Below are 12,702 nucleotides of genomic sequence, written 5' to 3' on the forward strand. Positions count from 1 at the left end.
AATCTCGGGATTCCGGGCTCGATGCTGCCGCATCGCCTCGGAATGACGCCGAGGGAAACCTACCCGCCGAGCTTGGCCTCCAGCGCTGCGATGCGGGCCTTCAGCGCCTCGTTCTCCTCGCGCGCGAGGCGCGCCATGTCCTTGACCGCCTCGAACTCCTCGCGCTTGACGAGGTCCATGTCGCGCAGGAATTTTTCCGCCTGGGTGCGCATCACGGTGTCGAACTCGCGCTTGACGCCCTGGGCGGCACCGGCGGCGTCGTTCATCAGGCGGCCGATCTCGTCGAACAACCGGTTGCTGGTCTGGGTCATCTCGGCCTCCGATAAACTTTGCGCGAACTCTCGAAAAGACAATGGCAATCCGCATCGAACGGTTCAAGGGCCGATCGCGGGTATCCTTGTCATGAACCGGTTTCCTTGCAATCGTATTCAACGTGCCTGCATAAGAAGAATCACGCGGCGTCCGCTGCTGGTGCTCCGTCGCCGCAATCTCGTCCAGACATAGAAGGCGCGATGCCCTTTCTGCTGATCGACTTTCCCGCCTTCAAGCCGATCGCGATCGAGATCGGTCCGTTCGCGATCCGCTGGTATGCGCTGGCCTATATCTGCGGCATCGTGTTCGGCTGGCTCTATGCGCGCTCGCTCCTGAAGAACCAGCGCCTGTGGGGCGGACCGGCGCCGATCTCGCTGGTTCAGATCGACGACTTCATCCTGTGGGTCACGCTCGGCATCATCCTCGGCGGCCGCACCGGCTACGTCCTGTTCTACAATCTGCCCTTCTTCATCGATCATCCCGCCGCGATCTTCAAATTGTGGGAAGGCGGCATGTCGTTCCATGGCGGCTTCCTCGGCTGCGTCGTCGCGGTGATGTGGTTCGCCTATCGCAACCGCATCTCGATCCTGTCGCTCGGCGACATCACCACCGCCGTCGCCCCGGTCGGGCTGCTGCTCGGACGAATCGCCAACTTCATCAACGGCGAATTGTGGGGCCGCGCCACGGACGCGAGCCTGCCCTGGGCGATGGTCTTCCCCAACGATCCGACGCAGCTGCCGCGCCATCCGAGCCAGCTTTACGAAGCGGGCATGGAAGGCATCCTGCTGTTCACGGTGCTCGCGATCATGATCCGCTTCGGCGCGCTGAAGCGCCCCGGCATGATCCTCGGCGCCTTCATCCTGATCTACGGCCTGACCCGGATCGCCGGCGAGCATTTCCGCGAGCCGGACGCGCAGCTCGGTTTCCTCTGGGGTGGGTTAACCATGGGCATGCTGTTGTCGATCCCGATGCTTATCGTCGGCGCGTTACTTATTGTATGGGCTGTCAGGCGGGGGGCGCCAAAGCCCCTCCAGGCCATTCGTTAGTTCATTTCGAGAAGACAGCCGTGACCGACTCGCCGCTCCTCAACGAGATCAAGGCGCTGATCAAATCCTCAGGCCCGATGCCGGTCTGGCGGTACATGGAATTGTGCCTGATGCATCCGCGCTACGGCTATTACGTCTCGCGCGATCCGCTCGGGCGCGAGGGCGACTTCACCACCGCCCCCGAGATCAGCCAGATGTTCGGCGAGCTCCTGGGACTGTGGACCGCCTCGGTCTGGAAGCACATGGGCTCGCCGCAATTCTTGCGACTGATCGAGCTCGGCCCCGGCCGCGGCACCATGATGGCGGATGCGCTACGCGCATTGCGCGTGCTGCCGCCGCTCTACCAGGCGCTCAACATCCACCTGGTCGAGGTCAATCCCGTCCTGCGCGAACGGCAGAGTGCGACGCTGGCGAACGTGCGCAACATCGCCTGGCACGACAGCATCGACGACGTACCGGACGGCCCCAGCATCATCCTCGCCAATGAATATTTCGACGTGCTGCCGATCCGCCAGATGGTCAGGCTCGAGAACGGCTGGCACGAGCGTGTGATCGAGATCGACCCCAACGGCAAGCTTCAGTTCGGCGCGGCGCCGGAGCCGACACCGCGCTTCGAGGTGCTGCTGCCGCCTCTGGTGCGCGCGGCGCCCATCGGGGCGGTCTTCGAGTGGCGGCCCGACGGCGAGATCATGAAGCTCGCCACGCGCGTGCGCGACCAGGACGGCGCGGCGCTGATCATCGACTACGGCCATCTGCGCAGCGATGCCGGCGACACCTTCCAGGCCATCGTGCGCCACAGCTTCGCCGATCCCTTGAAAGCCCCGGGCCAGGCCGACGTCACCGCACATGTCGACTTCCAGGCGCTGGCGCGCGCGGCCGAGGATGTCGGCGCCCGCGTGCACGGCCCGGTGACGCAAGGCGACTTCCTCAAGCGCATCGGCATCGACACCCGCGCCGCCGCCTTGATGCAGAAGGCGACACCCGAAGTCGCCACCGACATTTCGGTCGCGCTCAAGCGCCTGACCGATACCGGGCGCGGCGGCATGGGCTCGATGTTCAAGGTGCTCGGCATCTCCGAGCCGCGGCTGACGGGCCTTGCCGGCCTCAGCGATTTCGAACAGGCCGGAGAGACCTCATGACGCTTGCTTCGTCGCTGCTGTCCGCCGTGCCCGGCCTGCGTCATGCCTTCTTCACCCGCGAAGGCGGCGTCTCCGGCGGCATCTATTCCGCGCTGAACGGCGGGCTCGGCTCCCATGACGACCAGGCCCTCGTCGCCGAGAACCGCCGCCGCATGGCCGAGCATGTCGGCGTCGCGCCCGAGCGCTTCCTCAGCCTGCACCAGATCCATTCGCCCGACGTGCTCGTGGCTGATGCGCCGTGGCCGAACGGGCCGCGGCCCAGGGGCGACGCGCTGGTGACCAGGACGCCAGGCATCGCGCTCGGCGTCTCCACTGCCGATTGCGGCCCGGTGCTGTTCGTCGATCCCAATGCGCGCGTGATCGGCGGCGCGCATGCCGGCTGGAAGGGCGCACTCACCGGCGTGCTGGAAGCGACGATCTCGGCAATGGAGGAACTCGGCGCAACGCGCGGCGGCATCATCGCCGCGATCGGCCCCCTGATCCGGCAGGAGAGCTACGAGGTCGGCAACGAGTTCGTGACGCGCTTCATCGAGGCTGACGCCGAGAACGCGATGTTCTTCATCCCGTCCGTGCGCGAGGGCCACGCGATGTTCGATCTCGCCGGCTTCATCCGCAAGCGGCTGGACATGGCGGGCATCCTGATGATCGACGATCTCGGCCTCGACACCTATGCCGACGAACGCTTCTTCAGCTATCGCCGCTCGGTGCATCGCAAGGAGCCCGACTACGGCCGGCACGTTCACGCCATCGCGCTGGAAGGGTGAGATCTCGTGCCCCGGGCGCGGCGCAGCACGCAAGTGATGCGCCGCTGAGCCGGGGCCCATGCCTCTGCGATCTCGATCTCGGCGGCGATCTGGGTCCCGGCTCAGCGCAGCGGCACCATAGCGCGGCGAAGACGCGCGTGAACGCGCTTATGGTGCCCCAGCGCGTCCGGGACACGCACCGTTTTCCCGACCATCGCTTTGAAGGCTGAACGCTGGACGCGTGAACACAACGGCAACCCCGTGTCATTCCGGGGCGATACCCGGAACGTAACACAGCAGCTTGTGGCGCTGCCGCCCTAGACGTTAATCGATTTTAACGATATCGCTGCCCTCCAGAATGAGGGAAGCGTCATCTTTTCTGCGCCGCGCGGGGTCGCGCGTGCTGGCGATCATGCTGCTGGCGGCTGCGACTGCGCTTGGCGGCTGTGCCGGCGGCAACGCGCCGGGCAATTCCTATGCGATGGCGCCGAGCGGTGGCAGCGGCGCCACGGTGGCGTTCGAATCCATCGACGGACCGCCGCCGCAGGTGTTCGACCGCATGGTCGGGGTGCTCGACAGCGAGTCCAAGCTGCGCAGCCTGTCCGTGGTCTCCCGCGAGGGCACGGCCGCCTACCGCGTGCGCAGCTACCTCTCCGCCCAGGTGGTGCGCGGCAAGACGGTGATCGCCTGGGTCTGGGACGTCTACGACGCCAACCAGCAGCGGGCGCTGCGCCTCTCCGGCGAGGAACCGACCTCGGCCAAGGGCGGCCGCGACGCGACACGTGATGCTTGGGCGGCCGCCGACGACCTCGTGTTGCGGAAGATCGCCCAGGCCGGATTCAGCGGACTTTCCAACATGATCAACGGAGCGCCGGATGCACCGGGCGCGGCTCCGGCTTTGCGCGGACCGGCGGTGGCGAGCGTCATCAGGGACGCTCCGCGGTCGGACATGCCAGCCTCGGCCCTCGGCTATACCGAGCAATAACCTCCGCTAAACCACGGCCTCAAGTCGCGGCCAAGCCGTTGACCCGACTCTGGATTTTCAAAGGGAAAACGTAGCATCCCGGGTTGCCATTGCGGCCTCCGGCCTGATATTTCCTCGCCCGTCGTAACCGTGCTTCCAGTGGGTATTTTCTGATGTTGAACGTCGTATCCAGCAAAGCGCGGGAGGAAGCGTCCATGTCGGGCAAGAACGGCTCCATCAAGCTCGTCGCCGGCAACTCCAATCCGGCTCTCGCACAGGCCATCGCGCAAGGGCTCCACATGCCGCTGACCAAGGCGGTGGTGCGGCGCTTCGCCGACATGGAGATCTTCGTCGAGGTCCAGGAGAACATCCGCGGTTCGGATGCCTTCATCATTCAGTCGACCTCGTTTCCGGCGAACGACAATCTGATGGAGCTGCTGATCATCACCGACGCGTTGCGCCGCTCCTCGGCGCGCCGCATCACCGCAGTGATCCCCTATTTCGGCTATGCCAGGCAGGACCGCCGCTCCGGCTCGCGCACGCCGATCTCGGCCAAGCTCGTCGCCAATCTGATCACCCATGCCGGCGTCGACCGCGTCATGACGCTCGACCTGCATGCCGGCCAGATCCAGGGCTTCTTCGACATCCCGACCGACAATCTGTTCGCTGCCCCCCTGATGGTGCGCGACATCCGCGAACGTTTCGACCTCGGCAAGGTGATGGTGGTCTCGCCCGACGTCGGCGGCGTGGCCCGCGCCCGCGGCCTCGCCAAGCGCATCAACACCCCGCTCGCGATCGTCGACAAGCGCCGCGAGCGTCCCGGCGAGTCCGAGGTCATGAACGTGATCGGCGACGTCTCCGGCTACAGCTGCATCCTGGTCGACGACATCGTCGACTCCGGCGGCACGCTGGTGAACGCGGCCGACGCGCTGATCGCCAAGGGCGCCAAAGACGTCTACGCCTACATCACCCATGGCGTGCTCTCCGGAGGCGCGGCCGCCCGCATCACGAACTCCAGGCTGAAGGAGCTCGTGATTACCGACTCGATCCTGCCAACCGAGGCGGTGAGCAAGGCGCCGAACATCCGCACGCTGCCGATCGCCAGCCTGATCTCGGACGCGATCGCACGCACCGCCGCGGAAGAGTCGGTGTCGAGCCTGTTCGACTGACACCGTCATTCCGCGCCGGCGCTTCAGAAGGTCTCTTAGGGTGGGCAAAGGCGCAAAGCGCCGTGCCCACCTTTTCTTTTTGTCGTGAAGGTGGTGGGCACGCTTGCGCTTTGCCCACCCTACGGCAGCGCGCCTATCCCACGATCCCCGCCGCGACCTGGCCGCGCAGACGCTCCAGGCCGTGCAACGTCTCCGCACAGGCTGCCGCGACCTCCACGCCCTTGATGGCAAAATGCTTGCGGAAGAAGTCGTAGTGCACTTCGGTCTCGTGGAATTGCTGCGGCGTCAACACGGCCGAGAACACCGGCACCTCGGTGCGGAGCTGCACGTCCATCAGCGCCTTGATCACGGTGTCGGCGACGAATTCGTGCCGGTAGATGCCGCCGTCGACGACGAGGCCGGCGGCGACGATCGCGGTGTAGCGCCGCGTCTTGGCGAGGACCTGCGCGTGCAGCGGGATCTCGAACGAACCCGGCACCTCGAACACGTCGACATGGGTGAGGTGACGCGCCTCGGCCTCCTTGATGAACGCGATGCGGGCCTCCTCGACCACGTCGCGGTGCCAGCAGGCCTGCACGAAGGCCACCCGCTGCGGCTTGGCAAAACGCGGATGCTCGATTGCCGGCGGGTCCACAGGAACCGGCGGCTGGGTCGTCTGGGACGTTTCGTTTTGGGGATCTTGCAACATCTGATTCATGGCTTTCCTCAGTTAAGGACCAGAATCAGGGCACACGGAACGACAAGCAGCCGCACCTTGCGATGCGTCTGCCACCGACCGTTCTCTTTCATCCGGACTTTAACCGTCGGCTTCGGAGTTGCACCGAATCTGCTGACCCTTCCCTTCGGCAAGATCCTTTTCAGGAAACCTGGGGGAAGGCGCTCGCGGGCTTAGGCCTGTCGGCCCTTACCGCCGGTGGGGACTTTCACCCCGCCCTGAGAACATCGGCCGTCCGGGATGAACGGCCTGACCGGAAATATGCCGCCCTCGCGCAGTCGCGGCAAGCGCGTTCGGCATGGGCAAAGCGCATGGTCCCATGCCGGGGTCGAGGTCCTCCTGGCGCCGGCCCGCGCCGGAACTCACGATTGACGGCGCTCCCAGGGAATCTGATTCCGGTTTGTTCTCCTCGATCCGGAATTGGGACCTCCAACGTTAAGAATTGTGGCGGAGATGAGCTGTGGACGAACGAGTCCTGGCTTGTGGACGGACTCGCGACCCCGTTGCGCAGATTCCGCAAATCACATCACTTGATCCGCGACAGGCCCGCGCTGATCCGAGGGGCTCGCGAGAGCGACCCCAGGGATCGCCGCAGCGACGTTTAGGGAGCGCGCGCCGGGCCCAACCGCGTGCGTATCAAAGACAACAAGAAGGCAAGAGGTCGAGACGGCATGTCCCTGCTCGAAGGCACCATCGATTCCAGAAGCCATCCGCTCGCGGTGGTCGAGGACATCGCTGCCAGCAACAACTGGCCGTTCGAACGCTCCGGCGAAGACGAACTCACGATTGTCTCCAAGGGACAATGGACCGACTACCAGCTCTCCTTCACCTGGATGGGCGAGATCGAGGCGCTGCATCTGGCCTGCGCCTTCGACATGAAGATTCCATTGCCGCGGCGGAGCGAGGTGCAGCGGCTCGTCGCAGCGGTGAACGAGCAGCTGTGGGTCGGCCATTTCGACCTGTGGACCAACACCGGCATGGTGATGCACCGCCAGGCCCTGGTGCTGCCGGGCGGCCTCATCGCCTCGACCGCGCAGTGCGAAGCCATGCTCGCCGGCGCCATCCACGCCTGCGAGCGCTACTTCCCGGCGTTCCAGTTCGTGGTGTGGGCGGGCAAGACCACAGCGCAAGCCATGGACGCGGCAATGTTCGACACGGTGGGCGAGGCGTAGGGGATCGCCTCTCTCCAGCGTCGTCCCGGACGAGCGAAGCGAAGATCCGGGACCCATACCGCGTGATGCCCGTTGTGGCACAACGCTTGTTGCCACCATCTTCATCCACTAGAACCGCTTGTGGTTATGCGACGAGCGCAAGCGCTCGCGCGGGGGTCCCTGCGTTCCCAGGGACGACAGCGAGTTTGTGGCAGCAGCGATGGCGAACAGCACCCTCCAAGACATCACCGGCACCATCCTCCTCGCCGGCGCCGGCAAGATGGGTGGCGCGATGCTGGCGGGATGGCTGGCAGGCGGGCTCGATCCGCGCCGCGTCGCAGTGATCGATCCGCACATTGCGCCCGAGATCTCCGCACTTGCCGCCAAGGGCGTCGTGCTCAATCCCGATGTGAAGACCGCCGGCCCTGTCGAGACGCTGGTCGTCGCGGTGAAGCCGCAGATGTTCCGCGAGGCCGGCGCCAAGCTGAAGGCGTTCGTCTCGGACAGGACCTCGGTGGTCTCGATCATGGCGGGCACCACGATCGCCTCGCTTGCCGAAGTCTGCGGCGGCGCCGTGGTGCGCGCGATGCCGAACACGCCGGCTGCGATCGGCCGCGGCATCACCGTTGCGGTCGCAGCCCAGGACGTCAGCGCCGCCCAGCGTGCCGTGGCCGATGCGCTGCTGCGCGCCACCGGCGCGGTGGAATGGGTCGAGGACGAAGGCCTGATGGACGCGGTCACCGCGGTGTCCGGCTCGGGGCCGGCCTATGTGTTCCTGCTCGCCGAGGAGCTCGCGCGCGCCGGTGTGGAAGCGGGCCTGCCCGAAGCGCTGGCGACGAAGCTCGCCCGCGAGACCGTCGCCGGCTCCGGCGAACTGCTGCACCGGTCGGAGCTTCCCTCGGCCACGCTGCGCCAGAACGTCACCTCGCCCGGCGGCACCACGGCCGCGGCCCTCGGCGTGCTGATGGGCGAGCCCGGCCTGCGCGATCTCATGATCCGCGCGATCGCCGCGGCGACGCAGCGATCGAAGGAGCTGGCGAAGTAACAGGTGCCGTAGAGCGGGCAAAGGCGCAAAGCGCCGTGCCCACCATCTTTACCGAACCGCGAAAGTCGGTGGGCACGCTTCCGCCTTCGCTCCTTGAGCTTCGGCGGACAGGTCGCTTTGTCCACCCTACGGCACCGTGCCAGCACCTAGCCGCTTGTTGAACATCTCGACATTCACAAGCCCGCGCGCATGGCGGCCCTCCCCGAGCTTGCGCGTGCCCTCGAAGGCCTCGACCTCGAAGCGGATGACGCGGCGCTCGACCGCAACCACCTTCGCCGTGGTCCGCACCGTCGCGCCGACCAGCGCCGCGGCCAGATGGCGGATGTCGACCTCGGTCCCTACCGTGACCCAGCCCGGCCGGAGCGCAGCGCGGATCGCATCGCCCGCCGTCATCTCCATCTCCAGGATCATCATCGGGGTCGCATAAACAAACGGCATGCCGGGCACGAAATGCCCGACCGTGCGCTCCGCCGGGACCACCAGCGTGCGCTCGGCGCTCATGCCGATCGTGATGAAATCGCGTGCGTCCATGGTGCTTTCTCGTTATTCCGGGGCGGCGCGTAGCGCCGAACCCGGAATCCAGAAGTTTGCGGCACGAGATCCGGGTTCGCGTTTCGCGCGCCCCGGAATGACGCTAACGCGTCACTTCTTCGCCGCCGCCGCGCGCTCCACGAAGGTCTTGCCACCCTTCATCTTGTGGCGGAGCGGGGCTTCGTTGATCTGGATGACGACGGCATCGGCATCGACGCCGAGATTCTTCACCAGCGCCTGGGTGATGTCGCGCATCATGCCGGCCTTCTGCTCGTCGGTGCGGCCTTCGGCCATGCTGACGGTGATCTCAGGCATCGTTGTCTCCCTGCTGCTCTGCTGCTGTCGTCATGGCCGGGCTTGTCCCGGCCATCCACGTTCTTTTCCATCAAACAAGACGTGGATGCCCGGGACAAGCCCGGGCATGACGACCTGCCGGAATGGCTAACCCCAGCTCACGTCATGGCGGGCCAGGACCTCGCGCACCTTGGCGACGAGATCGGCTTCGCTGCACGAGAACTGCGCCGGCCGGGTCTCGCGCCATTCCTGGTTGGAGGCGATCGCGGCGGCTGCCTTCGCGCCCTCGATCAGGTCCTTGACCTGCACCTCGCCGCGCGCCTTCTCATCCGAGCCCTGGATGATCACGCAAGGTGAATTGCGGCGATCAGCGTACTTCAGCTGGTTGCCCATGTTCTTGGGATTGCCGAGATAGAGCTCGGCGCGGATGCCGGCGGTGCGCAAGCTTGCCACCATCTTCTGGTAGTCGGCGACACGGTCACGGTCGAACACGGTGACGACGACGGGGCCAAATTCGGGCCGCGTGTCGAGCTTGCCGAGCAGCGTCAGCGCGGCCTGGAGCCTGGACACGCCGATCGAGAAACCGGTCGCCGGCACCGGCTCGCCGCGGAAGCGCGAGACGAGGCCGTCGTAGCGCCCGCCGCCGCCAACCGAGCCGAACCGCACCGGGCGGCCCTTCTCGTCCTTGGTGTCGAGCAGGAGCTCCACCTCGTAGACGGGCCCGGTGTAATATTCGAGGCCGCGCACGACGGAGGGATCGATCTTGATGCGATCCGCGCCATAACCCGACGCCGTCACCAGCCTGGCAATCTCTTCCAGTTCGCTGACGCCGGCCTGACCGACTTGGCTCTTGGCAAGGTAAGTTTCCGCCGCAGCAATGGCCTCTTTCCAATCGTCGCGCGGCTTGGTGATGGCGAGAACAACGTCAGCTTCCGCCGCGCTCAGGTTGGCGCCTTTGGTGAAGTCGCCCTTGCCTTCTTCACCGCCGTCCCATCGTCCGGGTCCGAGCAGCTTGCGCACTTCGTCGGCGGAGAACTTGTCGAGCTTGTCAATCGCGCGCAGCACGGTCAGCCTGCGGCCTGCGTTCTCGTCACCGGCGAGCCCGATGGCTTCCAGGACACCGTCGAGCACCTTGCGGTTGTTGACCTTCACGACGTACTGGCCGCGCGCAATGCCGAGCGCCTCCATCGTGTCGGCCGCCATCATGCAGATCTCGGCATCCGCTGCCGGCGTCGCCGAGCCGACCGTATCGGCGTCGAACTGCATGAACTGGCGGAAGCGGCCGGGGCCGGGCTTCTCGTTGCGGAAGACATAGCCGACGCGGTAGCTGCGGTACGGCAAGACCAGGCCGTCGGTACCGTAGCGCTCGCCGACGTAGCGCGCGAGCGGCGCGGTCAGATCGTAGCGCAGGCTGATCCACTGCTCGTCGTCGTCCTGGAACGAGAACACACCCTCATTCGGACGATCCTGGTCGGGCAGGAACTTGCCGAGCGCATCAGTGTATTCCATCGCCGGCGTCTCCACCGGCTCGAAGCCGTAGAGCTCGTAGACGGCACGGATCTTCTCGACCATCTCGCGCGTCGCCCGGATCGCTGAGGGATCGCGATCCTCGAGCCCGCGCGGCAGGCGCGCCTTCAGTTTCTGGGGTTTTTTGGGTTTCTCGGCCATGCGCGGCGTTTACCAGCCGGGGCGCGAGGCGGCAACCGGGTGTTAGAGGGCGACGTCATTCCGGGGCTCGCGAAGCGAGAACCCGGAATCTCGAGATTCTCAGGTGCGCAATTGCGCACCATAGTTCGCCCTCGGGGCGCCCCGGAATGACGGCCAGCCTTACGGAGTCTCCATCCGTGCCCTCAGCGCGTCGGCATCCGCCTTCGGCAGCGATTTCAGCGTCGGCCTGATGGTTTCGCCGCCGACGATCTTGCCGTTGCGCATGAACATCCAGTCCGAGACGTCGGCTTCGCCAAACGAGACTTTGTCGCCGGCGTGCTTGCCCGGTAGATCGCGCGGCTCGTTTGCCAAGAGCCCGGTAAAGGTCCCGTCAGGCTGCTTCTTCACCTCGCCAACCCAGATGTGCTCGCCGCCCTTGCGGGTCGAGAAGCGCACCTTCAAGGCGTGCCCGGTCTCCGACGGCTTCGGCGATGCGTAGGAGGCCCAGAAGGCCGGGAGCGTAGCGCGACCCCGCTCGATAGCCGCATTCATCTCGGGATCGGCGGTCTGCACGGTCACGATGGGCGAGCGGTCTTGCGCGACCACTTCGTGCGTCGGGCCGATGGTCAGGATGCCGAAGACGGAGACGCCGGTGATTGCGGCGAGAACGACCCACTTGATGGGCTGCGAGAGCTTGGTTGCCATGACTACAAGGTCCTGATGTCGCGATGTGTCCTTTGTCGCATGTCGGCAACGGCACGTTCAGTGCGCAATAAACCACGAACATTGCGTGTTTCCCCTCTCCTTGTGAGAGAGGGAAAACTTTCTCACCGCCGGTCAAAACACCTTGCGGATCCAGTTATGTGGATCGTTGGTGCGGCCGTACTGGATGTCGACGAGCTGCTTGCGCAGGCCCATGGCGACAGGGCCGGCGCCGCCGCCCGAGATCTCGAAATCGCCGCTCACCGAGCGCACCTTGCCGATCGGCGAGATCACGGCGGCGGTGCCGCAGGCGAAGGCTTCCTTCAGGCGGCCCGAGGCCGCATCCTTGCGCCACTGGTCGAGCGAGTACGGCTCCTCGCGCACGGTCTTGCCGGCATCGCGGGCGAGCGTGATGATGGAGTCGCGGGTGATGCCGGGCAGAATGGTGCCGAGCGGCGGCGTCGAGAGCGAGCCGTCGTCGAACACGAAGAACACGTTCATGCCGCCGAGCTCCTCGATGTAGCGGCGCTCGACCGAGTCGAGGAAGACGACCTGATCGCAGCCGTGCTGGATCGCTTCGGCCTGGGCGCGCAGGCTCGCGGCATAGTTGCCGCCGCATTTGACGGCGCCGGTGCCGCCGACCGCGGCGCGGGTGTAATTCTCGGACACCCAGATCGAGACCGGCGCAGGCCCGCCCTTGAAGTAGGAGCCGACCGGCGAAGCGATCACCGCAAAAATGTAGTCGGACGACGGCTTGACGCCGAGGAAGTTCTCGCTCGCGATCATGAAGGGGCGCAGGTAAAGGCTGCCCTCGCCGCCCGGAATCCAGGCCCGGTCGATCCGCACGACCTGCTCGACCGCCTCGATGAAGACGTCTTCCGGCAGCTGGGCCATTGCCATGCGGTCGGCCGAGTCCCTGAAGCGCCGCGCATTGGCGTCGGGGCGGAACAGGTTCACCCCGCCGTCGTCGCGCTTGTAGGCCTTGAGCCCCTCGAAGATTTCCTGGGCGTAGTGCAGGACCGCGCCGGCCGGATCGAGCTGGAAGTTGGAGCGCGCCTCGATCCGCGCCTCGTACCAGCCGCCCTTGGCCTGGCTGTAGCGGACGATCGCCATGTGATCGGTGAAGACCCGTCCGAAGCCGGGGTCCACCAGCTTGGCGACGCGGTCCTTCTCAGGGGTTGGATTGGATGCGGGCTGGATGTCGAATTTCATGCTCATGTCCTTGCCTCCCGCTGCCGGTGGCG

14 protein-coding genes and 1 riboswitch are annotated in these 12,702 nt (G+C 65.9%); of the genes, 7 read left to right on the forward strand and 7 right to left on the reverse strand.

Features of this window, described 5'->3' with window-relative positions:
- Window positions 1-59: 59 nt before the first annotated feature.
- The gene (locus AC1RQP_RS25845; RefSeq protein WP_194391531.1) at window positions 60-311 is read right to left on the reverse strand and encodes an accessory factor UbiK family protein; all 252 of its coding nucleotides are present in this window, start codon (window positions 309-311) and stop codon (window positions 60-62) included.
- 201 nt (window positions 312-512) lie between these two features.
- On the opposite strand from AC1RQP_RS25845, the gene lgt reads away from it, so the two are divergent.
- The 5 genes from lgt to AC1RQP_RS25870 all read left to right on the forward strand — a co-directional run bounded on the left by lgt (window position 513) and on the right by AC1RQP_RS25870 (window position 5,373).
- Window positions 513-1,358 (forward strand): prolipoprotein diacylglyceryl transferase, encoded by an 846-nt coding sequence (gene lgt / locus AC1RQP_RS25850; RefSeq protein ID WP_492939145.1) that lies wholly within the window; start codon window positions 513-515, stop codon window positions 1,356-1,358.
- 20 nt (window positions 1,359-1,378) lie between these two features.
- Window positions 1,379-2,497 carry a class I SAM-dependent methyltransferase gene (locus AC1RQP_RS25855; RefSeq protein ID WP_239621209.1) on the forward strand — a complete coding sequence of 373 codons (1,119 nt, stop codon included), beginning with the start codon at window positions 1,379-1,381 and terminating at the stop codon, window positions 2,495-2,497.
- On the forward strand, window positions 2,494-3,261 hold the full coding sequence (pgeF, locus tag AC1RQP_RS25860; protein ID WP_492939147.1) for a peptidoglycan editing factor PgeF: 768 nt from the start codon (window positions 2,494-2,496) through the stop codon (window positions 3,259-3,261). Before AC1RQP_RS25855 ends, pgeF begins: the two co-directional genes overlap by 4 nt.
- 337 nt (window positions 3,262-3,598) lie before the next feature.
- Window positions 3,599-4,225: a hypothetical protein gene (locus AC1RQP_RS25865; RefSeq protein ID WP_492939149.1), complete on the forward strand. Its 627-nt coding sequence runs from the start codon at window positions 3,599-3,601 to the stop codon at window positions 4,223-4,225.
- Window positions 4,226-4,419: 194 nt separating this feature from the next.
- Window positions 4,420-5,373, forward strand: a complete 954-nt coding sequence (locus tag AC1RQP_RS25870) for a ribose-phosphate pyrophosphokinase (protein ID WP_028176647.1) — start codon at window positions 4,420-4,422, stop codon at window positions 5,371-5,373.
- 133 nt (window positions 5,374-5,506) lie between these two features.
- On the opposite strand, the gene AC1RQP_RS25875 is transcribed toward AC1RQP_RS25870, so the two are convergent.
- A complete protein-coding gene (locus AC1RQP_RS25875) occupies window positions 5,507-6,070 on the reverse strand; it encodes a 6,7-dimethyl-8-ribityllumazine synthase (RefSeq protein WP_492939151.1) in 564 nt (187 codons plus the stop codon).
- A 76-nt stretch (window positions 6,071-6,146) separates the two neighbouring features.
- Window positions 6,147-6,318: riboswitch (FMN riboswitch) on the reverse strand.
- A gap of 441 nt (window positions 6,319-6,759) precedes the next feature.
- Here AC1RQP_RS25875 and AC1RQP_RS25880 point away from each other — a divergent pair.
- A complete protein-coding gene (locus tag AC1RQP_RS25880; protein ID WP_028176645.1) occupies window positions 6,760-7,260 on the forward strand; it encodes a type III secretion system chaperone family protein in 501 nt (166 codons plus the stop codon).
- Between the two features lie 199 nt (window positions 7,261-7,459).
- The gene (gene proC, locus AC1RQP_RS25885; RefSeq protein WP_492939153.1) at window positions 7,460-8,284 is read left to right on the forward strand and encodes a pyrroline-5-carboxylate reductase; all 825 of its coding nucleotides are present in this window, start codon (window positions 7,460-7,462) and stop codon (window positions 8,282-8,284) included.
- 126 nt (window positions 8,285-8,410) lie between these two features.
- On the opposite strand, the gene AC1RQP_RS25890 is transcribed toward proC, so the two are convergent.
- The 5 genes from AC1RQP_RS25890 to AC1RQP_RS25910 form a co-directional block, all read right to left on the reverse strand.
- The gene (locus AC1RQP_RS25890) at window positions 8,411-8,815 is read right to left on the reverse strand and encodes a thioesterase family protein (RefSeq protein ID WP_492939155.1); all 405 of its coding nucleotides are present in this window, start codon (window positions 8,813-8,815) and stop codon (window positions 8,411-8,413) included.
- 111 nt (window positions 8,816-8,926) lie between these two features.
- Window positions 8,927-9,130, reverse strand: coding sequence for a tautomerase family protein (locus AC1RQP_RS25895; protein WP_008144861.1), 204 nt, complete (start codon window positions 9,128-9,130; stop codon window positions 8,927-8,929).
- A gap of 126 nt (window positions 9,131-9,256) precedes the next feature.
- Window positions 9,257-10,777, reverse strand: a complete 1,521-nt coding sequence (gene hisS, locus AC1RQP_RS25900; RefSeq protein ID WP_492939157.1) for a histidine--tRNA ligase — start codon at window positions 10,775-10,777, stop codon at window positions 9,257-9,259.
- 159 nt (window positions 10,778-10,936) lie between these two features.
- On the reverse strand, window positions 10,937-11,461 hold the full coding sequence (locus AC1RQP_RS25905; protein WP_492939159.1) for a YegJ family protein: 525 nt from the start codon (window positions 11,459-11,461) through the stop codon (window positions 10,937-10,939).
- Between the two features lie 132 nt (window positions 11,462-11,593).
- Window positions 11,594-12,676, reverse strand: a complete 1,083-nt coding sequence (locus AC1RQP_RS25910; RefSeq protein WP_492939161.1) for a branched-chain amino acid aminotransferase — start codon at window positions 12,674-12,676, stop codon at window positions 11,594-11,596.
- Window positions 12,677-12,702: the final 26 nt, after the last annotated feature.

Source organism: Bradyrhizobium sp. GW821-FHT13H06 (assembly GCF_058803975.1).